The sequence below is a fragment of the Bacillus tianshenii genome, from assembly GCA_020524525.2.
In the GTDB taxonomy this organism is placed as follows: domain Bacteria; phylum Bacillota; class Bacilli; order Bacillales; family Bacillaceae_N; genus Bacillus_AV.
Window position 1 is genome coordinate 3,820,138 of sequence record CP129018.1, and the last position, 22,502, is coordinate 3,842,639.

The 22,502-nt window shown below is 41.3% G+C and carries 21 protein-coding genes, 17 tRNA genes, 1 rRNA gene and 1 riboswitch; of the genes, 35 read left to right on the forward strand and 4 right to left on the reverse strand.

Annotated features, from left to right (window positions below; translation table 11 throughout):
* Positions 1 to 158: 158 nt before the first annotated feature.
* From rrf to LC040_19415, 17 genes are all read left to right on the forward strand, one after another.
* A 5S ribosomal RNA gene (gene rrf, locus LC040_19335) occupies positions 159 to 274 on the forward strand.
* A 12-nt stretch (positions 275 to 286) separates the two neighbouring features.
* Positions 287 to 361: transfer RNA gene (locus LC040_19340), tRNA-Asn, on the forward strand.
* Positions 362 to 364: 3 nt separating this feature from the next.
* A tRNA-Ser gene (locus LC040_19345) sits at positions 365 to 456 on the forward strand.
* Between the two features lie 28 nt (positions 457 to 484).
* Positions 485 to 559, forward strand: a tRNA-Glu gene (locus tag LC040_19350).
* Positions 560 to 570: 11 nt separating this feature from the next.
* Positions 571 to 646: transfer RNA gene (locus tag LC040_19355), tRNA-Val, on the forward strand.
* Between the two features lie 159 nt (positions 647 to 805).
* A tRNA-Met gene (locus tag LC040_19360) sits at positions 806 to 882 on the forward strand.
* A gap of 272 nt (positions 883 to 1,154) precedes the next feature.
* Positions 1,155 to 1,231 (forward strand) — tRNA-Asp (locus LC040_19365).
* Positions 1,232 to 1,243: 12 nt separating this feature from the next.
* Positions 1,244 to 1,319 (forward strand) — tRNA-Phe (locus LC040_19370).
* Between the two features lie 6 nt (positions 1,320 to 1,325).
* A tRNA-Thr gene (locus tag LC040_19375) sits at positions 1,326 to 1,401 on the forward strand.
* A gap of 7 nt (positions 1,402 to 1,408) precedes the next feature.
* Positions 1,409 to 1,493, forward strand: a tRNA-Tyr gene (locus tag LC040_19380).
* Positions 1,494 to 1,501: 8 nt separating this feature from the next.
* Positions 1,502 to 1,575 (forward strand) — tRNA-Trp (locus tag LC040_19385).
* Between the two features lie 9 nt (positions 1,576 to 1,584).
* A tRNA-His gene (locus LC040_19390) sits at positions 1,585 to 1,660 on the forward strand.
* 7 nt (positions 1,661 to 1,667) lie between these two features.
* A tRNA-Gln gene (locus LC040_19395) sits at positions 1,668 to 1,742 on the forward strand.
* A 3-nt stretch (positions 1,743 to 1,745) separates the two neighbouring features.
* Positions 1,746 to 1,820: transfer RNA gene (locus tag LC040_19400), tRNA-Gly, on the forward strand.
* A 6-nt stretch (positions 1,821 to 1,826) separates the two neighbouring features.
* Positions 1,827 to 1,900, forward strand: a tRNA-Cys gene (locus LC040_19405).
* Between the two features lie 8 nt (positions 1,901 to 1,908).
* Positions 1,909 to 1,997, forward strand: a tRNA-Leu gene (locus LC040_19410).
* Positions 1,998 to 2,012: 15 nt separating this feature from the next.
* Positions 2,013 to 2,094, forward strand: a tRNA-Leu gene (locus LC040_19415).
* Between the two features lie 109 nt (positions 2,095 to 2,203).
* Here LC040_19415 and LC040_19420 read toward each other — a convergent pair.
* A complete protein-coding gene (locus LC040_19420) occupies positions 2,204 to 2,449 on the reverse strand; it encodes a helix-turn-helix transcriptional regulator (GenBank protein ID WLR53350.1) in 246 nt (81 codons plus the stop codon).
* Between the two features lie 180 nt (positions 2,450 to 2,629).
* On the opposite strand from LC040_19420, the gene LC040_19425 reads away from it, so the two are divergent.
* From LC040_19425 to LC040_19465, 9 genes are all read left to right on the forward strand, one after another.
* Positions 2,630 to 2,703 (forward strand) — tRNA-Gly (locus LC040_19425).
* An 84-nt stretch (positions 2,704 to 2,787) separates the two neighbouring features.
* Positions 2,788 to 4,497, forward strand: coding sequence for an ABC-ATPase domain-containing protein (locus tag LC040_19430; protein ID WLR51282.1), 1,710 nt, complete (start codon positions 2,788 to 2,790; stop codon positions 4,495 to 4,497).
* 32 nt (positions 4,498 to 4,529) lie between these two features.
* Positions 4,530 to 5,696 carry a tRNA epoxyqueuosine(34) reductase QueG gene (queG, locus tag LC040_19435; GenBank protein WLR51283.1) on the forward strand — a complete coding sequence of 389 codons (1,167 nt, stop codon included), beginning with the start codon at positions 4,530 to 4,532 and terminating at the stop codon, positions 5,694 to 5,696.
* 102 nt (positions 5,697 to 5,798) lie between these two features.
* Positions 5,799 to 6,329 carry a methylated-DNA--[protein]-cysteine S-methyltransferase gene (locus tag LC040_19440; protein WLR51284.1) on the forward strand — a complete coding sequence of 177 codons (531 nt, stop codon included), beginning with the start codon at positions 5,799 to 5,801 and terminating at the stop codon, positions 6,327 to 6,329.
* Positions 6,330 to 6,426: 97 nt separating this feature from the next.
* Positions 6,427 to 7,308: an amidase domain-containing protein gene (locus tag LC040_19445; protein ID WLR51285.1), complete on the forward strand. Its 882-nt coding sequence runs from the start codon at positions 6,427 to 6,429 to the stop codon at positions 7,306 to 7,308.
* 91 nt (positions 7,309 to 7,399) lie between these two features.
* A complete protein-coding gene (gene trmL / locus LC040_19450; GenBank protein WLR51286.1) occupies positions 7,400 to 7,873 on the forward strand; it encodes a tRNA (uridine(34)/cytosine(34)/5-carboxymethylaminomethyluridine(34)-2'-O)-methyltransferase TrmL in 474 nt (157 codons plus the stop codon).
* A 328-nt stretch (positions 7,874 to 8,201) separates the two neighbouring features.
* Positions 8,202 to 8,522: an antibiotic biosynthesis monooxygenase family protein gene (locus tag LC040_19455; GenBank protein WLR51287.1), complete on the forward strand. Its 321-nt coding sequence runs from the start codon at positions 8,202 to 8,204 to the stop codon at positions 8,520 to 8,522.
* A gap of 192 nt (positions 8,523 to 8,714) precedes the next feature.
* Complete coding sequence (locus LC040_19460) at positions 8,715 to 9,707, forward strand: hypothetical protein (GenBank protein ID WLR51288.1); 993 nt, start codon at positions 8,715 to 8,717, stop codon at positions 9,705 to 9,707.
* A gap of 202 nt (positions 9,708 to 9,909) precedes the next feature.
* A complete protein-coding gene (locus tag LC040_19465) occupies positions 9,910 to 11,808 on the forward strand; it encodes a PrkA family serine protein kinase (protein ID WLR51289.1) in 1,899 nt (632 codons plus the stop codon).
* 105 nt (positions 11,809 to 11,913) lie between these two features.
* Here the strand turns inward: LC040_19465 and LC040_19470 are convergent, their stop codons facing one another.
* Together LC040_19470 and LC040_19475 are read right to left on the reverse strand one after the other, a co-directional pair.
* Positions 11,914 to 12,363 (reverse strand): hypothetical protein, encoded by a 450-nt coding sequence (locus LC040_19470; protein ID WLR51290.1) that lies wholly within the window; start codon positions 12,361 to 12,363, stop codon positions 11,914 to 11,916.
* Between the two features lie 124 nt (positions 12,364 to 12,487).
* Positions 12,488 to 13,069 carry a DUF4309 domain-containing protein gene (locus tag LC040_19475; protein WLR51291.1) on the reverse strand — a complete coding sequence of 194 codons (582 nt, stop codon included), beginning with the start codon at positions 13,067 to 13,069 and terminating at the stop codon, positions 12,488 to 12,490.
* A 169-nt stretch (positions 13,070 to 13,238) separates the two neighbouring features.
* Here LC040_19475 and LC040_19480 point away from each other — a divergent pair, with 169 nt between their 5' ends.
* From LC040_19480 to LC040_19500, 5 genes are all read left to right on the forward strand, one after another.
* On the forward strand, positions 13,239 to 13,793 hold the full coding sequence (locus tag LC040_19480; protein WLR51292.1) for a phosphoglycerate mutase family protein: 555 nt from the start codon (positions 13,239 to 13,241) through the stop codon (positions 13,791 to 13,793).
* 12 nt (positions 13,794 to 13,805) lie between these two features.
* Positions 13,806 to 14,414 (forward strand): hypothetical protein, encoded by a 609-nt coding sequence (locus LC040_19485; protein ID WLR51293.1) that lies wholly within the window; start codon positions 13,806 to 13,808, stop codon positions 14,412 to 14,414.
* Between the two features lie 69 nt (positions 14,415 to 14,483).
* Positions 14,484 to 14,645, forward strand: a complete 162-nt coding sequence (locus tag LC040_19490; protein ID WLR51294.1) for a hypothetical protein — start codon at positions 14,484 to 14,486, stop codon at positions 14,643 to 14,645.
* A 125-nt stretch (positions 14,646 to 14,770) separates the two neighbouring features.
* The gene (locus tag LC040_19495; protein ID WLR51295.1) at positions 14,771 to 15,325 is read left to right on the forward strand and encodes an isochorismatase family cysteine hydrolase; all 555 of its coding nucleotides are present in this window, start codon (positions 14,771 to 14,773) and stop codon (positions 15,323 to 15,325) included.
* Between the two features lie 24 nt (positions 15,326 to 15,349).
* A complete protein-coding gene (locus tag LC040_19500; GenBank protein WLR51296.1) occupies positions 15,350 to 16,489 on the forward strand; it encodes a glycerate kinase in 1,140 nt (379 codons plus the stop codon).
* 48 nt (positions 16,490 to 16,537) lie between these two features.
* Here the strand turns inward: LC040_19500 and LC040_19505 are convergent, their stop codons facing one another.
* On the reverse strand, positions 16,538 to 16,681 hold the full coding sequence (locus tag LC040_19505; GenBank protein ID WLR51297.1) for a hypothetical protein: 144 nt from the start codon (positions 16,679 to 16,681) through the stop codon (positions 16,538 to 16,540).
* A gap of 169 nt (positions 16,682 to 16,850) precedes the next feature.
* Positions 16,851 to 17,036: riboswitch (cobalamin riboswitch) on the forward strand.
* A 160-nt stretch (positions 17,037 to 17,196) separates the two neighbouring features.
* Here LC040_19505 and LC040_19510 point away from each other — a divergent pair.
* The 4 genes from LC040_19510 to LC040_19525 all read left to right on the forward strand — a co-directional run bounded on the left by LC040_19510 (position 17,197) and on the right by LC040_19525 (position 22,197).
* Entirely contained in the window at positions 17,197 to 17,397 is a 201-nt protein-coding gene (locus tag LC040_19510; protein WLR51298.1) for a hypothetical protein, read from the forward strand.
* Between the two features lie 12 nt (positions 17,398 to 17,409).
* A complete protein-coding gene (locus tag LC040_19515) occupies positions 17,410 to 18,693 on the forward strand; it encodes an acetyl-CoA hydrolase/transferase C-terminal domain-containing protein (GenBank protein WLR51299.1) in 1,284 nt (427 codons plus the stop codon).
* A gap of 121 nt (positions 18,694 to 18,814) precedes the next feature.
* On the forward strand, positions 18,815 to 19,705 hold the full coding sequence (locus LC040_19520) for a copper amine oxidase N-terminal domain-containing protein (protein ID WLR51300.1): 891 nt from the start codon (positions 18,815 to 18,817) through the stop codon (positions 19,703 to 19,705).
* Positions 19,706 to 20,112: 407 nt separating this feature from the next.
* A complete protein-coding gene (locus LC040_19525; GenBank protein WLR51301.1) occupies positions 20,113 to 22,197 on the forward strand; it encodes an AAA-like domain-containing protein in 2,085 nt (694 codons plus the stop codon).
* Positions 22,198 to 22,502 lie beyond the last annotated feature (305 nt).

Sequence of the window (22,502 nt, forward strand, 5' to 3'; positions counted from 1 at the left end):
CAAGACAACCAGTGTGCATCACAAACGCACTGCACACTTCTGTTTCACGTGTTATCTAGTTTTGAGGGAATAAATTTTCATTAGAAACATTCTTGCGTTTTTTTGCGAAATGTGTATAATGAAATTTGTCTGTTCTTTATTGAACAATACCTTCATAGTCTGGTGGCAACAGCGAAGAGGTCACACCCGTTCCCATACCGAACACGGAAGTTAAGCTCTTCAGCGTCGATGGTAGTTGGGGTTCTTCCCCTGTGAGAGTAGGACGCCGCCAGGCACATCTAATCATTCCACAGTAGCTCAGTGGTAGAGCTATCGGCTGTTAACCGATCGGTCGCAGGTTCGAATCCTGCCTGTGGAGCCATTTGGAGAGCTGTCCGAGTGGCCGAAGGAGCACGATTGGAAATCGTGTAGGCGGTCAACACCGTCTCGAGGGTTCGAATCCCTCGCTCTCCGCCAGATGAACCTTTTACTAAAACATATTATTGGCCCGTTGGTCAAGTGGTTAAGACACCGCCCTTTCACGGCGGTAACACGGGTTCGAATCCCGTACGGGTCACCACTTACTATATTGGAGGATTAGCTCAGCTGGGAGAGCACCTGCCTTACAAGCAGGGGGTCGGCAGTTCGATCCTGTCATCCTCCACCATATTCTTTAATTTATATCGTCGCGGAGTGGAGCACGTCCGAATGAACATCGGAGTATTCACTTCAGCAAACCGATTGAGCCACAACTTGAATAACCTGTCTGAAAACGGGATGGTTCTCATGTAAGGCTCAGGTTACTGAATAAAATACTTTATATTGTCGCGGGGTGGAGCAGTCTGGTAGCTCGTTGGGCTCATAACCCAAAGGTCGTAGGTTCAAATCCTGCCCCCGCAACCAAATTATTTTTACTTACTACGTTGAAACAACTTCCATGTTAGTAAAAGATGGTAGTGCAATCGTGCAACCAAATTAATTTCATTAACTATGTCGAAATACTTCCTAGCTAATGAAAAATAGTAGTGCAATCGTGCAACCAAAATACTTTTACTTACTACGTCGAAACAACTTCCATGTTAGTAAAAGATGGTAGTGCAAATGTGCAACCAAAATACTTTTACTCAGTTTTTATTCACATTTCAATTGAGTAAAACATATTAATATCTTATAAAGGTCTCGTAGTTCAGTTGGTTAGAATGCCTGCCTGTCACGCAGGAGGTCGCGGGTTCGAGTCCCGTCGAGACCGCCATTTATACATAAAGGCTCGATAGCTCAGTCGGTAGAGCAGAGGACTGAAAATCCTCGTGTCGGCGGTTCGATTCCGTCTCGAGCCACCATTTTATGCCGGTCTAGCTCAATTGGTAGAGCAACTGACTTGTAATCAGTAGGTTGGGGGTTCAAGTCCTCTGGCCGGCACCATTGGTATGGAGGGGTAGCGAAGTGGCTAAACGCGGCGGACTGTAAATCCGCTCCCTCAGGGTTCGGCGGTTCGAATCCGTCCCCCTCCACCATTTTACATAGGGGCATAGTTAAACGGTATAACTACGGTCTCCAAAACCGTCATTGTGGGTTCGATTCCTACTGCCCCTGCCAATTAATATGGCGACTGTGGCGAAGTGGTTAACGCACCGGATTGTGGCTCCGGCACTCGTGGGTTCGATTCCCATCAGTCGCCCCATTAATATTGGGCTATAGCCAAGCGGTAAGGCAACGGACTTTGACTCCGTCATGCGCTGGTTCGAATCCAGCTAGCCCAGCCATATGCGGAAGTAGTTCAGTGGTAGAACACCACCTTGCCAAGGTGGGGGTCGCGGGTTCGAATCCCGTCTTCCGCTCCAAATTAAGGCGGCATAGCCAAGTGGTAAGGCAGAGGTCTGCAAAACCTTTATCCCCGGTTCAAATCCGGGTGCCGCCTCCATCATTCTAGCCGGGGTGGTGGAATTGGCAGACACACAGGACTTAAAATCCTGCGGTAGGTGACTACCGTGCCGGTTCGAGTCCGGCCCTCGGCACCATTCTTATATTATCACGCCGGTGTGGCGGAATTGGCAGACGCGCACGACTCAAAATCGTGTTCCTTCGGGAGTGTCGGTTCGACCCCGACCACCGGTACTTAAAATAAGATCGGTAAAGATGATTCTTTCTTAAAAGAATCATCTTTTTTGTTATACAAGCATATAAAAGGCATGAGAAGATTTTTCTTCTGCATGCCTAACTGCTTTTATGATGATGTTTCTTCGAAGCTGAGTAATTTTGTTACGTCTTTGATTTCAAGAGCGCTAGCGATTAATTCAATATGTTCCTTATTAATAGTGCTGCGCTGATTGTTGCAAATCTCGCTAATCGTTGCTGGGCGAAGACGCTTATTTTCGCCGAACTTTTGCTCAATCAAGTCATTGAGTTCTTTTTGCTTCATTTTTCTTTCTTTTAGTACTTTATCAAGATTGATACGAATTTTCAATTCCATTTTGTTCAAATAAACCTCCAATGTCATTATCTGCGTTGTCAGCAAGAAAATTATATCGTGTCATCCATAGGAAAACAATCATATTATTGGTATGGGAAATATATCCTTGTAATAGGGATATAGGGGTTGTATTAATATGATAGCGGTGTTATAATGCTAAGCATCAGTTGAAAATTCTTTGCGGGTGTAGTTTAGTGGTAAAACCTCAGCCTTCCAAGCTGATGTCGTGGGTTCGATTCCCATCACCCGCTCCAATAAAAATGTGACCAACGCAGTGTTTCGTTATTTTAATGAAGCATTGCGTTTTTTATTTCATAAATTGCAATGGAGGGAGAACTTTGAACAATTTAAAGAAAAAATTGCAGAAAATTGACGGAAGAGGATACAAAGCATATAAGGAAATTCAAGGGTGCTATCAATTTTCGACATTTACGCTGGCAATCGATCATGTTCAAGGCGATCCATTTGCAAGTCCTTCAAAAATAAGAATTATTGTACAACGGGCCAAAACAAATCTCGAGAATGCGCTAACAGATAATCGACGTCGCACTCTTTCTTGTGAGGATGTATTTGCAAGAGCTGTTAGCAAAGCGATTCATAAGAAGACGTCAGGTGTTAGTGGTTCAGGCAAAAGCGGCTTAGTAACGATTGATACACCAGGTCAGGAAGTTATCGAGCGGACTGCTGTATCGATTGATGACAAGCAAGTAACTCTTTGCTTATCAGTTGGTCTGCCGGCAAGAGGACGGAAGATATTAGGACGTCAGGCAGAACAGCTTTTCTTTGAACTTATTCCTGATATATTGAAATCGTCCGTGTTTGCAGTTCCAGCTAGCGAATTAGAAGACGCAGTGCAGCTTAATGATAAGCAGCACGCGATTCGTGAATATATGAAGGCTCATGATTTGATTGCTTTTGTCGGAAATGGAGCTATTTTGCCTCGTAGCAGTGGTATTAGCAATAAGCCATTACAAACAGGAAAGGTGGTCCCGTTCACCTCTCCTTCATCACTAGAGGTGTCGATACCCGTTCCACATCAGGACGAACCAGTTACAGGGATGGGGATTAAGAAAGGGATTACGTTAATTGTCGGTGGAGGCTATCACGGTAAAAGTACATTGCTTGAAGCAATTGAGCGCGGTGTCTATAACCATGTTAGTGGGGATGGAAGAGAGTTTGTATTAACAGACCCTTCAGCTGTCAAAATTCGTGCTGAGGACGGACGAAAGGTTACAAACGTTAATATCTCGCCATTCATTAAAAATCTACCGCATGGGAAGGACACAGAGCGTTTTACAACAGAGAATGCAAGTGGAAGCACCTCACAGGCCTCAAATATTATTGAAGCGTTAGAAGCAAAGGCAGAGACGTTATTGATTGATGAGGATACAAGCGCGACAAACTTTATGATTCGGGATTCACGAATGCAGGCACTAGTCGCAAAGAATAAAGAGCCGATTACCCCATTTGTCGACAAAGTTCAGCAATTGTATAATCAATATGGTATTTCGTCGATTCTTGTCATGGGCGGATCTGGTGATTACTTTGATGCAGCAGATAAAGTTGTGATGATGGAACAGTACCTGCCGCATGACGTAACAGATGAAGCGAAGAAGATTGCCTCTGATATTGAAAATAATCGTGAAGTTGAAGGCGGCAAATCATTTGGTGAGATAAATGAACGCATTCTCTTAACGGAAAGTCTTGATTCCCGAAAAGGAAAGAAAAATAAAGTAAAAGTTCGCGGCAAAACACAGATTCAATATGGTAAGACAGATATTTTATTACATGATGTTGAGCAGCTTGTTGATGCAAGCCAAACTCGTATGATCGGTGAAATCCTCACCTATGTAGAGCAGAAGAAGCTTCTAAACGGTGGAAAGTCACTTGCACAGCTTCTAGAAGCTGTAGAGAAGCAAATTGATGAACGCGGACTTGCTTCATTTACCCGTTTTCCAGAACAGCACCCAGGCGAGCTTGCACGGCCGCGAATGCAAGAGCTTGCTGCTGCGTTAAATCGGCTGCGAACATTAGCAGTGAAGTCATAAGCTTCACGGGCTCCGTGAAAGGAGTGGCATCTATGACATATGCCCAGTTAAAAGAAGAGTTAATTGCATATAGTAAATCAATCGGTATTGATAAAATTGGGTTTGCGTCTACAGATACGTTTGATACGTTGAAGGAACGTTTGAAACAGCAGCAATCTTTGAACTATCAATCAGGCTTTGAGGAAAGTGATATTGAGAAGCGAACCGAGCCAGTGTTGTTGCTGCCGAAAGCGCAATCCATTATTTCAATTGCATTAGCCTATCCCTCTAAGATGAAAGGTGCACCGAGAAGTACGCGAAAAGAACCGCGTGGGCTATTCTGTCGGGCCTCTTGGGGGAAGGACTATCATCATATTCTGCGTGAAAAGTTAGCGCTGCTTGAACAGTTCCTACAAGAAAAGGTACCTGATGCAGCGTGTAAATCAATGGTAGATACAGGCGAGCTGTCAGACCGGGCTGTTGCTGAGCGTGCAGGTATCGGCTGGAGCGCGAAGAATACATCAATAATAACGCCTGAATTTGGCTCCTATGTGTATTTAGGTGAGATGGTTACGAATATTCCATTTGAACCTGATACGCCGATAGAAGAGGAATGTGGCTCTTGTACGAAGTGTATTGATGCATGCCCAACTGGTGCGATTGTGGAGGGCGGTCAGCTAAATTCACAGCGCTGCATTGCCTTTCTAACGCAAACGAAAGGTTTCCTCGAAGATGAATTCCGTGTTAAGCTCGGGAATCGCATTTATGGCTGCGATACGTGCCAAACAGTGTGCCCGAAGAATAAGGGGAAGGATTTTCACTTACATCAAGAAATGGAGCCAGATCCTGAGACGGTGAAGCCTTTGCTTAAGCCGCTTTTGCAGATTAGCAATCGCGAATTCAAAGAAAGGTTCGGCTCAATCGCAGGCTCGTGGCGTGGCAAGAAGCCAATTCAGCGCAACGCCATTATTGCACTAGCTCATTATAAGGATCAAACAGCGGTCCCGATCTTAGAAAAGTTGTTAAGAGAGGATCCGCGTCCTGTGATTCGTGGAACCGCAGCATGGGCAATCGGCAAGATTGGCTCAGAAACGGCACTTGATATCCTAATAAAGGCTAAAATGGAAGAAAAAGATGGAAAAGTCGCAGAAGAAATCCAAAAAGGGCTGAATATGCTAGCTAATCAGGATTCTTCGGACTCGAACCCAATTACTAAATAAGGTAAAATTAAAAATGGTTGTCCAAATAGTTTTTGTACCTTTAAAGGCATATGTAATTCGTGTTATAATTTGAAAAATATTGTTTAAAAAGAAGGGATAAGGATGACAAAAGAACCCTTATACTATGGTTCAATGGACAGTCCATTTGGTCCGTTGACGATTGCGCGAACGAGTGAGGGTGTCTGCCGAATTATGTTTGGTTCGATTGAGGAAAGCAATTCAACATTGAAGATTTGGATGAAGAAATATTTGCAGAAGGATGAATTGATTTTCGATGAAACAACACTTATCCCAGTATATGAGCAATTGACAGATTACTTTAATGAAGAAAGACAGACATTTGATTTTGAACTAGACATGTATGGAACGCCTTTTCAATTGAAGGTATGGGAGGCTTTGCAAGAAATTCCTTATGGAGAAACGTATTCCTATAAGGATGTCGCGCAAGCCATTCATGCTCCGAAAGCAGTTCGTGCTGTAGGATGTGCTGTGAACAAGAACCCATTGCCAATTGTTATTCCGTGTCATAGGGTTATAGGAAGTAATGGTTCATTGGTCGGTTACAATGGAGGCTTAGATAAGAAAGAGACATTATTAGGAATCGAGCATGCGCTTGAGCATGTGATGTTATAGCAGGGGCAATTGATGCGCCTGTTTTTTTATTTGTTCTCAATGCTTCATCCCTTGCATAAAATTTTTCTATAAAGCTTGTAAGGGGCGGTGGCACGGTGTGAAGTGGCTGGAAATGTTAAAGGAAGGAACGTCTCTTCGTTTTGATTATTTGATTAATAGTCGAAATGAAGAGCTTCTTAATGAAGACGAGCGCATGGTGTACAACCGGAAACAACAGTTGTTTGAGAAAAGGAAAGCGGTTATTGTAAAGTCAAATGCTGAAGCTGTTGTAACGAGGCAAATGAACGTGTCCGGCAGGCATATTGTTCATTATCAATTGCAGGTAGAGCATCTTGTGAAGCAGCAGGATTTTTTTTATGTAGAAGAAGGGATTGAACAGCGGCGAGCGGTCTTTGAGAAAGGAAAGCTGTTGGAAGACCAGCTATTAGTAGTGAAAAGGCCACAGTCAGTTGAGGAGATTTCTTCAGGGAATGCAGAGGAACGGGTGACGTATAAGTATGATCGGCGAGCGGCTGTCCAATATGCAGAAAAATGGTGGAATGGGCGAAACCCAGCTTATCGGACATTTGATGTAGATTGTACAAATTTTATTTCACAGTGCTTACGCGCAGGCGGGGCACCAATGACGGGCTATCCAAATCGCGGAAGAGGCTGGTGGTATAGCGGTAATTCATGGAGCTATAGCTGGGCTGTTGCTCATTCGCTGCGATGGTATTTAAGCGGGGCAAAGCAAGGACTGCAGGCAAAAGAAATGAGCTCTGCGAGAGATTTGGTCCTAGGAGATGTGATTTGTTATGACTTTGAGGGTGACGGGAAATGGGATCATAATACAATTGTTGTCGCTAAGGATGCAAATGATGAACCACTTGTGAACGCCCATACGAATGACAGCCGGATGCGTTATTGGAAATACGAAGATTCAGCCGCATGGACACCGAATATTAAATATAAATACTTCCACATTCTTTCAAGCGAATAAATGGCGTGTGCCCGCTTCTTTTGCCGAAATGAAAAAGGTGCTATAATAAGAAGGCTAAAAAAAGAAAGCAAGATGGAAGAGGTGGGTGCCAATGGGAGTGCATGTTGTACTGTATCAACCTGAAATTCCGGCTAACACGGGAAATATCGCCCGTACATGTGCCGCAACGAATTCAACATTGCATTTAGTTCGCCCGTTGGGGTTTTCAACTGATGACAAAATGCTAAAACGCGCTGGCCTGGATTATTGGCAGTATGTTGATGTGCGTTATTATGATTCATTAGAAGAGCTATTCGAGAAGAACTCCGACGGCGAGTATTTCTATTTGACGAAGTTTGGTGAGCGTTCACATACTTCATATGATTACAGCGATGGAGATAAAGATTATTTCTTTATGTTTGGAAAAGAAACGACAGGCTTGCCTGATGAATTAATCGAAGCGAACAAAGAGCGCTGTCTACGACTGCCGATGACAGAAAACGTTCGCTCGCTAAACCTTTCGAACACAGCTGCAATTTTAATCTATGAAGCGCTTCGTCAACAAAATTATCCCGGACTTATATAAAAAAAAACGACCACTTAGGTCGTTTTTTTTTCGATCATTCCTTATTTTGTTTTGCCTGGCTTGTCATTATATCCAGCTGTGAAGATTGCAGCTAGGTAGCTTACTGTAACAACCATAATTAATGCGAATTTCATGGAATAATCCTCCTTCTGTCAATTGCTCACAATACATCTACGATAATCTTATTATAGCCCAATTTTTCCTTTATGTGAATGTAAAGTATGGACAAATTCTAACAACATTCTGAGTCTACCTATTCGTAACTTTTCCGATTATTCGTTATAATAGTGAAAGAATAGAACTTTTCAGAAAAAAGGAGGATTTTTTCATGTACGTTGTTATGAATGAACTTCACCTTCCAAAGGAAGCAAAAGAACCAATGAAGAAGCGTTTCGGCGCTAGCGCTGACAACATGAAAGAAGTGCCTGGCTGCATCGAATTCATGTTCTTAGACAACGAGAAAGAAGACGGCAAACTAATCGTCTTCACAAAATGGGAATCAAAAGAAGACTACGAAAATTGGGTAAACAGCGAAGCATTCCGCAAAGCCCACTCAGAAGGCGGCAAACAAGGCGGAGGCGGCCAAGGTGGCCAAGGCCAACCAGGCGGCAACGAGCTTCACGCATACGAAGTTGTATATCATACATAAGAGAGAGGAACTGACTGTCATTTGTGGCAGTCAGTTTTTTTGTGGTTTTTTGATTAAATATAGATGAAGCGGTGGAAGGATTATTTTAAAATTTAAGAAAATTTTAAGGGATATTTAAGAGAAATATAAGAACGGCTTGGTATAATCACGCTATATAGTAAGTTAATTATTGTAACTTAGGGGGAGTTAATTATGCATCCGGCCATTGATATTGATTTGAAGTTGAAGCATGGTTTCCGTTCTTTATTTCCAGAGTATGCTAAGCAACTAGAAGGTGCTAAGAGTCAACAAGAAGTTCAAAAGCTACATACTGCGTTTGTTGAGGAAAAAAAGCAGGCATTAGCTGAGGCTTTGGGGAAGGATTTATCAGAACTTAAAGATAGTGACCAGACAGCTCCTATTCCCTTAAAACAAGAGACCTATGAAATTTTGAAAAATGCAACTGGTGATGAAATTAAAAGGCAGTTACATGTATTAATTGATGGGCTTCAACGTCTTAAAGGTATGGAAGATGATGATGCTGGGGTCGTTACTGCTCAAATTTTACTTTCTGGTGCACTTGGGATAGGGGCACTATCAACTTCAACTGTAGTAGCTAAACTAGCTACTGGGGCAGTAGAAGCTATCGCAGCTTTCACTGGGGTTACTGTTGCAACGGTTACTGCAGTTGTCGCTGTTGCATCGCTAGTTATTGTGGCTGTTATAATTCCTATTATTTATTTTATGGAAAAGCCAGCGAATGCAATTGTATTATTAATTAATGAACTAGACAAGCCGTTAGTATTTGCAGGAGATCATAACATACATGGCAAACCTATGTTGATGACAACGCCAATTCCTGAAGGTGTTGTAATCCCAGATGTTGCTACATATCCTGTGGCTGGATTAATTGCAACTGAGAAGAGAGACAATGCTTTAGTAGGCACGCAATATGGGTTTACAATGCAATATGGTAACACAGGTACTAAGTTCTCCTTTGGTGTTGAATGTCCGTTGACGTCAATTTACTCAGATAATAATTGTTATTGTGCAATTGATGAAAGTGCAAAAACAGTAGCTGAAAGAACCACTGATAAGAACAAGCAATTCTGGGAAGCTGAGAAAGACGGATTCAAAGTAAGTATTCGTTGTAATTCAGGCAGTGGATCCATTGCATATTATGTAGCAAGAGCATACAAAGCATAAATACAAAATAACCGATTACCTAAACTGGTAGTCGGTTATTTTTATGATCACATAATTCCTCTGCTCTTTCTTGTTTCGTTCGTGACTGAAGTCAGTTTTTTCATCCTCCCCTTCAATCTTTTTTCAGGCATGTTTCGTTTTGGTCGAGCATAGATTGAGAATAAACCGCTAGCTTGAAAGATGCCAGATGAGGAGGTACTGCATGGATATTTTAAAAAGGATTGAAGAGTACCGTGAGGAAGAAAGAAGTTTGCAATGGGAAGGTACCTTCGCGGAGTATTTAGAAATTCTTAAGGAACGTCCCGAAGTTGCCCAGTCTGCTCATGCACGGGTTTACAATATGATAAAAGATGCGGGTGTTGAAGAGGAAGAAGACAAAGGCAAGAAGTTTAAGTTTTTCAGTAATGATATGTATGGCATCGATGAAGCGGTTGAAAGACTTGTTGAAGAATATTTTCACCCTGCAGCGAAACGATTGGATGTTCGTAAGCGGATTCTGTTGTTAATGGGGCCTGTAAGTGGCGGTAAGTCGACGCTTGTTACGTTGCTGAAGAGAGGGCTTGAACAGTACTCTCGGACAGAGGAAGGCGCTGTTTATGCGATTAAGGGCTGTCCAATGCATGAGGATCCCCTTCACTTGATTCCACCACATTTACGTGAAGCATTTTATCAGGAGTATGGCGTTCGGGTTGAAGGGAATTTGTCTCCGTTGAACTTGATGAGGCTTGAGGAAGAGTATGGGGGAAGAATTGAAGATGTAATGGTTGAGCGTGTCTTCTTATCAGAGGATAAGCGGGTTGGGATTGGAACGTTTAGTCCGTCTGATCCGAAGTCGCAGGATATTGCGGACTTAACTGGGAGCATTGATTTTTCAACGATTGCTGAGTATGGTTCAGAGTCTGACCCGCGTGCATACCGCTTTGATGGAGAGCTTAATAAGGCGAACCGCGGGATGATGGAGTTCCAGGAGATGCTGAAGTGTGATGAGAAGTTCTTATGGCACTTACTGTCACTGACGCAGGAAGGAAATTTCAAAGCTGGCCGTTTTGCATTAATTAGTGCAGATGAGCTGATTGTGGCGCATACGAATGAGGCGGAGTATCGTTCGTTTATTTCGAATAAGAAAAATGAAGCGCTCCACTCTCGTATTATTGTGATGCCGATTCCTTATAACCTTAAGGTGACACAGGAAGAGCGAATTTATCAGAAAATGATTCGTGACAGTGATATGGCGCATGTGCATATTGCTCCGCATACGTTAAAGGTTGCGGCGATGTTTACGATTTTGACGAGGCTGAAGGAGCCGAAGAAATCAGGCGTTGATTTGATTAAGAAGATGCGCTTGTACGATGGGGAAGATGTTGAAGGCTTCAATGATGTGGATGTCGAAGAAATGAAGCAAGAATTCTCGGATGAGGGGATGAAAGGGATTGACCCTCGTTATGTTATTAACCGTATTTCATCCGCGATTATCCGCAAAGAAGTCCCGACAATTAATGCGCTTGACGTACTGCGCAGCTTGAAGGATGGCTTAATGCAGCATGCCTCTATTTCAGAGGAAGACCGGGAGCGGTACTTGAATTTCATTTCAGTGGCGCGTAAGGAATACGATGAGTTGGCGAAGAAAGAAGTACAGAAGGCATTTGTTTATTCCTATGATGAATCAGCGAAGACGCTTATGGATAACTACCTTGATAACGTCGAGGCTTACTGTAATAAAAACAAAATTCGCGACCCGTTAACAGGTGAAGAGATGAATCCAGATGAGAAATTGATGCGCTCAATTGAGGAGCAAATTGGAATCTCTGAAAATGCGAAAAAAGCGTTTCGTGAAGAAATTCTTATCCGCATTTCAGCATACGCTCGCAAAGGGAAAAGGTTCGATTACAATTCACATGAACGCCTTCGCGAAGCCATTCAGAAGAAGCTGTTTGCGGACTTGAAGGATGTTGTGAAGATTACGACATCCACGAAGACACCGGATGAACAGCAGTTGAAGAAGATTAATGAAGTTGTTGCGACGTTGATTGATGAATACGGCTATAACTCCACATCTGCCAATGAATTACTGCGTTATGTTGGAAGCTTACTGAACCGCTAAAGAACGAAAAAGTCGTGCCTTGTCAGGTGGCACGGCTTTTTTGTTTTTTCCTATCTAATTCCTTAGAATATAAATCCAGTCTAAAAGAAAACGCACTTCTTTCAGTTATGCTGTCTCTAATTGAATTGCCTCACGATAAGCTCTTAGTGAGTGGTCAATGATTTCATTCATAAATGCTTCATCTGCTTCGCGAAGCAATTTTTGCGCAAAATTCCATGCGTTTTCTTCGATTTGCAGAGCGATTTTCTTTCGTTCAAGGTCAGAAACGACATCTAATTGATCGGCTAACGCTTCCAATTGAGAGTCTTCAGCATGGCCGAGTTCATGAGCAAAGACAATCGCAAAGTATTCTGGGAAACGGTCTAATGATGAAAAGAGTCGTACACATTGTTCCTTAATATCTTCTATATATAAAGTAATTGTATGAGTCCCTATATTGTATTTTCCGCCAGCAAGCTTTTTGCCGGGAAAATGTTTTTCTAATATTACATTTGCTGTACTTCCAGAGCGTTGTAGGATTAGGTGAACGTATTTTTCTAGCTGCTTATTTTCCAAGTTCATTCTCCTCGCAATAAATCTACAGAGAATATTATATAGGAAATAAGCAACTAAGCAAACATTATTACCCTTTTTTCATTTTTTCTAAACAAAAAGCCGCCTCAATAGAAGCGGCTTATGCTTATTCTTCTGGCAATTCGCGGGCAATAAAGCGAATGATATTTACTTTGTCATTATTGTTCTTTGCTTCGATATAGACATCATTGCCGCCAGCTTGATAATGGAGAAGCCACCCGCCGTTTTTTTCATTTAACCCTTCATACTCAGGTTCGCCAAGGACATCTTTAATTTCATCAAGCGACATGCCTGGGTGAACGCCAAACATTGTAAGTTCATCTGTTTTCAATTCAACGGCATTTAAGCGAGGGTCATAGGGAGGTAAGGAGAGGTTAAAGTGTTCATAAATAAGATAATTCGTTCCTTCGAACGCTCCCTCTTCTTGAGGTTCTCCGTATTCTTTAACAATCTCTTCTTTTGTTGCCCCTAATGATACACGAAGGCCGTCAAGCTTCCCTTGAGCGAAATCTTCTAATGATAAGGAAGGCTTCGTCTCTTGTGGAGGAGCAGGTTCAGATTCTTCTGGCGTTTCGGTTTCTTGGACGTCGTCTGCAGGAGGTTCTGGCGTTTTCGCTGTTTCATCGCTGCAGGCGCTTAATACGAACATCAATAATAAAAATAATAACAATGGCACCTTGAATTTCATCTTGTTTTCACCACCTATATGAAATTGTATTCATAGAAAATATTATATAAATAGGCGAAAACATTCAACATAACCATGTTATATTTTTCATTTCTGGACAAAGAAGTAGGTGTAGTGAAACAATTAGGGAAAGAGGATCGTAGATTGTAATAGATTAGGAGGAGATTGGATGAAGCTTACGGCGATACGGCATTTGCCGACAGAATGGAATGAAAGCGGCCTTCTACAAGGAAGTCGTGATATCCCGATTATTTCGTCAGTATCAGATGAAATGATGATGAAAATAGGCAAAAATAAAGAACAACTCGCGTTAGGCGCACCTTATGACATGATCTTAACGAGTGGTCTAGTAAGAACCCAGCAGACAGCGGAGCTGCATGGTTTCACTGATTATAAAGCAGAGCCACTGTTAAATGAACTTGATTTCGGGGAACTAGAAGGAAAGCATAAGGATCTGTTGCTTGAACGCTGGGGACATGAATGGCGGAATGAGCCGCATACACTTACATTCGGAGAGCGGATGACAGATATGGAGAAGCGAATTCGTACGTTTCTAGAGCATTACCAGAAGTACGAGAATATCTTAATGTTTGGGCATGGAACATGGCTGCGTGCATTGCGTGCTCTCTATGAAACAGGCGAAATAAAGTCGATGAATCAGCAGATGGTCGCAAACTGTGACTTGCTGACCTTTGATTTGCAGGATTCGAAGATTACAAGTTAGGAGGGGCTGACGATGTCGATCCTCAAGGTTGTCTTTGGTATTTGCTTTCTAGCACTTGTCGGTTCACTGATTTATCAGTTCTTGACGGTCATTCAGAAGCTGAAAAATCAAAAAGAGCTTGCCTTTCCGATTATTGAACACGATGCAGAGCATCTCTTAAGTCCGAATCATGCTAAGGTTGCTCCGCCGAACTTGAAAGCGCAGAAAGGGAACATTATTATTTGGGGGTTAATTATCCTTATTCTAACAGTGGTCGCATTCTTTATTATGATAAGTGAAAAGGTAGATATCTTCGCCTTTCTCTTACTGCTTGTTCCGTTAGCCAATACACCGAGGTTAATCTCACTGTTTGCGATCAGTGATGAGGGTGTTATTTGTGGCGAGCGTTTCTTGAAATGGAATCGTGTAAAGTCATTTCAGTTTATTCCGATTACGCCGAACCATAAGTATTATGGGTATTCACGCCAAACGAATGAGGGCTATGAGTTAAAGCTGAGTGCGCGAGTCTTTTTTCCGATTAGTTATATTGTAACCTCAGAAGAAACGAAAGAACGGCTTAGCGATGTGTTGCACAGTTTTAATGTGATTGAAAAGGATGAACAAGGCGAGCGAATTGATTGAAACAGAATTGAATGCTTGGCTGTTTATTTTCTTCGTGAAGGGGTAGATATAAAATAGAGGTGATAATCGATGAAAAAGGATGAAGTTAAGAAACCGAAGAATAGCTCAATGGCAGCGGACGAGAAGCAAATGAAAGAGCACGGTGATATGATGGAACGCATGTCCACCAATGATGAAGTGAAAGATAGAGGCCGCCGCCCTGACCCAAAGCAGCATGATAAGACGAAATAATAGATACAGCCTGTCGTGAACGAAAACGGCAGGCTTTTTTATTTTGCAAAAAAACAGCTTGCCGAATGTTTGTGTTTGTATTAATTTGAAGTAAAGACAGCTATCAAAACAGGGGGAGTTATTTCATGAAGAATCGGGCATGGGTTATCATTGATTATACGAATGATTTTGTTGCAAATGACGGTGCATTAACCTGCGGAAATCCTGGACAAAGAATCGAGCCGCATATTGCAAGGCTGACTCAAGCGGCCATTGACATCGGTGATTTTGTCGTATTTGCGGTCGATCTTCATAAGGAGGACGATCCTTACCACCCTGAAACACGGCTCTTCCCACCGCACAATATCGGACATACAGAAGGGCGTCTGCAATATGGTAAGCTTGAATCAATCTATCAAGAACATCGCTATGAGAAGAATGTTTATTATATGAATAAAACAAGGTACAGCGCTTTTTGCGGGACAGACTTGGAATTAAAGCTGCGCGAGCGCGGTGTTACTGAGCTTCATTTGCTTGGTGTTTGTACCGATATTTGTGTCTTGCATACAGCTATTGAGGCTTATAATAAGGGGTTTGAATTAGTTATTCATCGAAATGCAGTCGCAAGCTTTGATGAACAGGGACATGAGTGGGCGCTAGGGCATTTTAGAAGTGTGCTTGGTGCTGAAATCGTAGATTAAAATAATAGAAAAGGGGATGAATGGATGAAGGTTGTCATAGCCCCCGATTCATTTAAAGAGAGCTTAACGGCTCTGGAAGTGGCACAGTGTATGGAGGATGGCTTCAAAGAAGTGTTTCCGAATGCTGAGTACGTGAAGGTCCCGTTAGCTGATGGCGGAGAGGGCACGGTTCAGTCATTAGTGGATGCAACAGCTGGGAAAATAAGAACAGCTATTGTAACAGGTCCGCTCGGTGAGAAGGTGTCTGCCTTTTACGGAATGCTTGGTGATGGAAAAACAGCTGTAATTGAAATGGCAGCTGCTTCTGGTCTGCATCATGTACATGAAAGTGAGCGAAACCCACTGAAGACAACGACATTTGGAACAGGAGAATTACTTCTGGATGCTGTAAGAGAAGGTGCGGAGCATGTGATTATTGGACTCGGGGGAAGCGCAACAAATGACGGAGGTGCAGGAATGGCGCAAGCCCTTGGTGTCCGCCTCCTTAATGCCTCGGGAGAAGAAATCGGCTATGGCGGTGGGGCGCTATCTGAATTGGCTTCCATAGATCGAACAAACTTGAACCCACTCTTTCACAATGTCACAATCGAGGTTGCTTGTGATGTGGATAATCCACTCACTGGTCCAAAGGGTGCCTCTTACGTCTATGGACCGCAAAAAGGTGCAACAGAAAGTATGATGCAAACACTTGATGAAAACTTAACTCACTTTGCCGAAATTGTTAGTAGAGATATAGGAAGAAATGTACGGGATGTGAAGGGAGCCGGAGCAGCTGGAGGGTTAGGTGCTGGTTTGCTCGCTTTCTTGCCTTGTGAATTAAGAAGAGGAATCGACATCGTATTTGAAGCGGTGGAGCTTGAGGAGAAGTTAAGTGGTGCTGATTTCGTAATTACTGGTGAAGGAAGAATCGACCATCAGACGATTTACGGTAAGACACCAATCGGCGTAGCGAAAGCTGCTAAGAAGTATCAACTTCCTGTCATTTGCATTGCAGGCAGTATTGGTGATGGCAGTGAGGTAGTATACGAACACGGAATTGATACCTTATTTAGCGTCGTAAATCGTCCTGGCACATTACAGGGCGCACTAGACCACGCAAAGGAAAACATTAAGAGTACTACAAGTAATGTCGCAAGGTTAATGAAATTAGCTATACATACATAAGGAAAAGCAGCTCATCTGGGGCTGCTTTTTAAAATGATATAAGCTCGATTAGGCCATCACTTCTTCTTCTGTATGCTCTTCGACTGTATAATACTCTGCATCATACGTACAAATGGCATCGCCTTTTATCGTCACAATACGTTCAGGTGTTAAGGCAATAATTGTTTCACTTGAGGGAATTGGGGTTTTCATTAACGCTTCCTCCTTGGATGTGTTAATGTGGTGTGTAGAGGTTTCTTCCTTTGGTAGACTATTCCCTGCTTTATCCTATTTAAAACAGATCGCAAGTTTCGCAAGAGCTAAGAAATTGATAAAAAACTAGACAAGCTTCGACAACACCAATATACTGAAAACTAACAATTGAATGAGTTGTTAAATAGGTGCTGGGCTAATCAAAGCTCAGCTTAAAAGGGAAGTTCGGTGCAAATCCGACACGGTTCCCGCCACTGTAAGTCAGAGCGACCTGTAGAAACCACTGTGAATAACGGGAAGGTACAGGAAGCGACGAAGATAAGTCAGGAGACCTGCCTATTCGACATAAATGCGAATTGCCCTACGGGATATAGGGGAGGTGCTTGTTAAGATCTATTTAAAGGAATATTTCTAGCATTCGAACCTCTCCAGGTGCGAGTGCTTTTTTTATTTTGATAAACGGTTAAAAATAACAAACGAAGGTTATGTATTAAGCAATGAGAGGAGAAGATAAGATGCAAAACCAACACTTAAGTCAATATGTCGATTCGCTTGGAGCGGTGCTCGTTGTTTATCCGACAAAGGGGAAATTAGCAAAGCGGTATGTGGAGTTGAAGAATGATATTTTAGACAATACGACAAAGCACGAACAAGAAACTGAACTAAATATCCTCGATCAAGCATATGAAATTGTAACTTCAAGTTTTTTATCATAGGAGTCGATGGAAATGACACTACAAAGAAAATATGAGCAAAAACAGACTAGTGCAGCAAAAGCAGTTGAGTTTATTGAGCAAGGAGACGATCTCATTGTTCCAATACTTGTCGGCGAACCACCGGCATTATTGGATGCGCTCCCACATTATGATGGACTTCGTGGGAACCGTTTGTTTCAAATGCTCTCATCTCGACCAGTGATGCAAATTGACGAAGAACGGCTGAAAATCATTTCAATGTTTCTTGGAAAAGATGAACGCAGGGCCTTTCATGCGGGGGAGATTGATTTACTGCCAAATCACTTTTCCGATGTGCCTGCGCTTTTACAAGAAATCACAAGTAATCAGGTTATTATGGCAACTGTTTCTCCGATTGATGAGGAAGGGTACTTCTCTCTTGGTACAAACTGCGATTATATTGCACCGCTATTGAAAACGGCGAAAACAATCTTAGTAGAAGTGAACAAGCAGATGCCGCGTACATATGGTGAAAATCAAATTCATATTGATGAGGTTAAGGCGATTGTCGAAAATGACCTGCCATTACCAGTCGCAGGTGAACCCCTTATCACAGAAAAAGACGCAAAGATCGGAAGCTATGTTGCAGATTTAATTCACAATGGGGATACGATTCAAATTGGTTTCGGAGCTATCCCGAATGCGGTTATGGATTATTTGAAGAATCATCGTAACTTAAGCGTAGCAACCGAAATGATTCCTGATAAGCTTGTCGACTTAATCGAAAGCGGTGCTGTCAGCAATCTTTCAAGGAAAACATACGAAGGCAAAACGACGGGCACATTTGCGTATGGGTCGAAGCGGCTCTATGAGTTCTTACATGAAAACAAAGACGTATACATGCTGCCAGTGAACAAAACAAACGATATTACTTCAATCGCAAATGAAGGAAACATCGTTACTATTAACGCTTCCGTGGAAATAGACTTCCTAGGTCAATGTAATTCAGAAAAGGTTGGCAAAATGTATTGGTCCTCAACCGGCGGCCAAGCGGAATTTGGCATTGGCGCACGCATTGCTGAGGGAGGCAGGGGCATCATCTGCCTGCATTCCACCGCAAAGAACGGACAAATCTCAAAAATTGTCCCAACAATAGCTGCCGGAACACCAATCTCAACCTCAAAAAATGACATCGACTACGTTGTTACCGAATACGGTGTGGCAAAGCTCCGCGGGAAAACAATCCGCGAACGCACAAAAGCACTGATTAACATCGCCCACCCGAAATTTAGAGACGAACTAGAACACACCGCAAAAGAAATGGGATATTTGCTTTAATCGATTACCTCCTGAGCCAGAAAGCTTCGGGAGGTTTTTTATGTGAAAAAATAGGACAATATTCCCTCCTCTCATGGTACAATAAAGCAATACTTAAATGTAAGAAAATGGAGGGGTTTGTATGAAAAGATATTTCATCATGGTATTCGCACTACTATTTGTTTTATTCGCACCTACAAATGAAACGGGAGCAATGGAGAAAGAGACATTAAACGGAGGCGTTATTATTAATAGTAAAACGCTAGTTCCGATGCGAGGAATCTTTGAATCATTAGGCGCCACAGTAAATTGGGATGGAAGTACGAAAACAATTTCTGGTGTGAAAGGACAAAAGACAATCATTTTGCAAATCAATAACAAAACAGCAAAGATTAATGGTTCAAAAACAAGCCTAAGTGTACCGCCCAAGGTTATTAATCAAAAAACAATGATCCCGCTGCGCTTTGTAGCCGAGTCACTTGGAGCTCAAGTGAATTGGGATAAGGAAAACAGCCAAGCGATTATCACTACTGCCGAAAAAACAATCATCGTAAACGTAGCAACAAGTGTAACAAAATCCTATTTAAACGACCCAACAAAGATTTATGTTTATCAAAGCATGGACGGTCATTATGGTGGAGAAACATGGATGTTAATGTTCGAAAGACATGAACGCGGCGCCCAAATCTGGAAAGGCATTTTCTCTGATACGACATACACGTATTATTTTGCAGAAGATAAAGAAAGTCTGTTCATAGGCTTCTATGAATCTGATGGTGATATCGCAATTAAATACCCAGCTAAAGTAGGACAAACTTGGACAACAGGGTATGAAGGAGAGACAAGTACAAATACAATTATCTCAACAAATGCAACAATCAAAACCCCAGCAGGAACATTCAACAATGTCGTTACTGTAAAAGATAGTGATGGATACTACTCCTACTATGCGCCAAATGTAGGCCGTGTCGCAACAAAACGAATGACAGAAAACGGTCTTGCGACGACTAGTGTATTGAAAGAATTGAGGTAAGGGTAATGGAAGCAAGGTTCTCAGGGGGGGCCTTGTTTTTTTGTGTATGCTTATTGAAAAGCTTTAGAATTAATGGATACGAAATATCTTCCTACCCGTTATATTATTTATCATTTTCACTTCTCAAATTGAGATGACTTTACATAAGATAACGGCCGTTGCTTAAACCTTTTAAAGGGATTGATGGAGAAAAGTAATATGTTTGAGAAGGTGGAGTGAAAATGAATAAGTGCGGCTGAGAAATACTCAGAGCTATGGGTTAAGGAACAGAAGACTTTCGATAAAAAATACATTTACACATGTTTTTTTAAGGAAATAATGTATAATAATAGACATAAAATACTTTTTATGTAAAAGAGTGGGTGGTTAAAATAGGGATTATTCGACAAGAGGTATATGAACATTATTTGAATGACCATATTGGAGAAGAGTCACTCTTAGTTCCTTTTCTCAGTTTATTTGACGTGACTTATGGACAAGCATATACATCTTTTAGAACCTCAGTATCTATGTATTTTTTGTCTCCAGAAGAGCATACGAAATGGATATTTGGATTTGAACAGGAAGTTCTCTTGGTGTACGTTCCTCATACGGGGTTTGAAGGCAGGGTCACACAATTAGTTAGAGAAATTATGTCTTCTTTACCAGCTAAAGGTCGGGTGGATAACCTCTGTTATATTCTAGTTTCTGATGAAAAAAAGATCCGTGAATTAGTTATAAATACTCTTACTTCCTCAGCCCATACAAAAAATATCATTCCATTCTATAGAAAAGAATTATATAAACAACAAGATGACTGGTTTGTTCGTAGAAGGTTAACAGAAGCGATGTTTTCTCGAGACTTATTTGATGTTACTCAGGCTATGATTGAAGATACTTTCTACTTTGGCCGCACCCAATTTATTTCTAGTTTAATAGATAGGTTCAAACGGGGACAGAATTCTACTATGTTTGGGCTTCGGAAGTTAGGAAAAACATCAACTATTTTTAAAATGCAGGGAATAATAAAAGCAACAAACATTGGTATTTCTACACTTATTAATGGTACTGACACTAAAATATATGACAAACATTGGTGGCAACTTCTTGAAGAAATTCTAAGAAAGGTGGCAGAAGAGGCAACAATCTCTTTGCCGAAAGGTTTATCTGAATCTTTTACTCCTGAGAATGCTTCTGAAAAATTCTCTAATGGAATGGACTTTATACTGAAAAGACTAGAAATACCAAACAACCGCATTTTAGTTATTATTGACGAAATAGAGCATATATCACCAGAAACTTGCATACGTTCACCACATTGGAATGAAGAGTTTGTCCCTTTTTGGCAGACAATTCGCGCTTATCAAACAACTAATTCTAAAATTTCCTTTTTATTAGTAGGTGTAAACCCTAAGTGTGTTGAAACAGTGTCGATTGGCAAGGTGGACAATCCTATTTTTGGGTTATTTCCAACACTGTTTCTACCTTCGTTTAATAGAAAAGAAGTTAGGGACATGGTAAGAACATTAGGTAGATATATGGGAATGAAATTTGAAGAAGACTGCTATGAGTATCTACGTAGTCGCTATGGCGGTCATCCTATGCTTATTAGGTTAGCGTGTAGCTGGGTTAAAAAGGACCTTGATGCTAAAGGGGAGAAAATTCCTTTTAAAATAAAATTAGATAGTCTAAAAGAAACAGAGTCCTCAAGGGATAAGTCCCTCGTTCCTTGGGCAAGGCATATTGTAGAAGTTTTAACTATTTGGTATTCAATTGAATATGAATTGCTTGAAATTCTTTGCATGAATGAAATTAGTGATTATAATGAACTTGTTTCTAGTGACCCAGAGATTCACAAACACCTTGTTGGCTATGGTTTGGTTTCTGAAGAAGAGCATCCTAAAATATTAAATGCAATTGTTCAAGATTATATGGTTAGACAAGTTCAAAATAAAAAAGAAGGGTCAAAAGATGAAGATCAAACAACTAATTCTTATGAGTCAGATCCTCAAGCAAAGTGGTCTACAGAGTTGGAAAAACTGCTTGATACAGTGACTCATTCAAGGACGTTTTGTATTGATATGGCTACCGCATTAGGGCTATCTCCTTTGTTTAATGATGATAAAATCAGAATAAGTGTTAAGTTATCAGATTTTCGTGTAACAGCCCTTAGTGGAAGTAGAACTCAGTTTGAAAATGCTATTAATACTTTAAACCAAGTATTTGTTGAATGCGTATCGCTTTCAAAGAAGGAATTAGAGCGGTTATATCCAAAATATTGGGGTATACATGAAAAAATTCGTTGTCTTCGCCACTTTTTTCACCATTCTGAATTAAGTGATGAGAATGTGAAAAAAGTTGCTATACAAGCGATTTTACAAATAGTTGGTTCTTTTCCTTCGATGAGAAGTGACTGGGAGCAACTGCATTTAGGGTTAATGAATGAACTTGTTTTGGGTCTTCAATCAATACAACATAATATGTTTGCTCACTCAAGTAAACAAAAAGTATAATATAGGTGATTATTGACTTTGAATGTTATTGTAAATCACTGGAGTTAAGGATTTCGAATTAAAAGGGGGAAGTGTGTTTTATAAAAGAGTTTTATTATAGTTCATATATAACTTAACCACAAACTAAACTCATTTCACCCAATCCTCCTTCCGTAAATAAGTCGCTTTCTCAGGAACAATTTTGAGAAGGCGTTTTTCTTTTCAATACCCTTCGTTGCATATTGAGCTTTACGCGCTTTAACCTTTGCATAAATTCATGGGTGTTTTACTCTTGTAGGACTTTCTTTCTCGATTTCTTCTCTTAA

Excerpts from the sequence above, each read along its gene's own strand:
- LC040_19420 (WLR53350.1), bottom strand. The coding sequence starts at position 2,449 with ATGGAATTGAAAATTCGTATCAATCTTGATAAAGTACTAAAAGAAAGA.
- queG (WLR51283.1), top strand. The coding sequence starts at position 4,530 with ATGACATATGCCCAGTTAAAAGAAGAGTTAATTGCATATAGTAAATCA.
- LC040_19440 (WLR51284.1), top strand. The coding sequence starts at position 5,799 with ATGACAAAAGAACCCTTATACTATGGTTCAATGGACAGTCCATTTGGT.
- trmL (WLR51286.1), top strand. The coding sequence starts at position 7,400 with ATGGGAGTGCATGTTGTACTGTATCAACCTGAAATTCCGGCTAACACG.
- LC040_19455 (WLR51287.1), top strand. The coding sequence starts at position 8,202 with ATGTACGTTGTTATGAATGAACTTCACCTTCCAAAGGAAGCAAAAGAA.
- LC040_19460 (WLR51288.1), top strand. The coding sequence starts at position 8,715 with ATGCATCCGGCCATTGATATTGATTTGAAGTTGAAGCATGGTTTCCGT.
- LC040_19465 (WLR51289.1), top strand. The coding sequence starts at position 9,910 with ATGGATATTTTAAAAAGGATTGAAGAGTACCGTGAGGAAGAAAGAAGT.
- LC040_19475 (WLR51291.1), bottom strand. The coding sequence starts at position 13,069 with ATGAAATTCAAGGTGCCATTGTTATTATTTTTATTATTGATGTTCGTA.
- LC040_19480 (WLR51292.1), top strand. The coding sequence starts at position 13,239 with ATGAAGCTTACGGCGATACGGCATTTGCCGACAGAATGGAATGAAAGC.
- LC040_19485 (WLR51293.1), top strand. The coding sequence starts at position 13,806 with ATGTCGATCCTCAAGGTTGTCTTTGGTATTTGCTTTCTAGCACTTGTC.
- LC040_19490 (WLR51294.1), top strand. The coding sequence starts at position 14,484 with ATGAAAAAGGATGAAGTTAAGAAACCGAAGAATAGCTCAATGGCAGCG.
- LC040_19495 (WLR51295.1), top strand. The coding sequence starts at position 14,771 with ATGAAGAATCGGGCATGGGTTATCATTGATTATACGAATGATTTTGTT.
- LC040_19500 (WLR51296.1), top strand. The coding sequence starts at position 15,350 with ATGAAGGTTGTCATAGCCCCCGATTCATTTAAAGAGAGCTTAACGGCT.
- LC040_19505 (WLR51297.1), bottom strand. The coding sequence starts at position 16,681 with ATGAAAACCCCAATTCCCTCAAGTGAAACAATTATTGCCTTAACACCT.
- LC040_19510 (WLR51298.1), top strand. The coding sequence starts at position 17,197 with ATGCAAAACCAACACTTAAGTCAATATGTCGATTCGCTTGGAGCGGTG.
- LC040_19515 (WLR51299.1), top strand. The coding sequence starts at position 17,410 with ATGACACTACAAAGAAAATATGAGCAAAAACAGACTAGTGCAGCAAAA.
- LC040_19520 (WLR51300.1), top strand. The coding sequence starts at position 18,815 with ATGAAAAGATATTTCATCATGGTATTCGCACTACTATTTGTTTTATTC.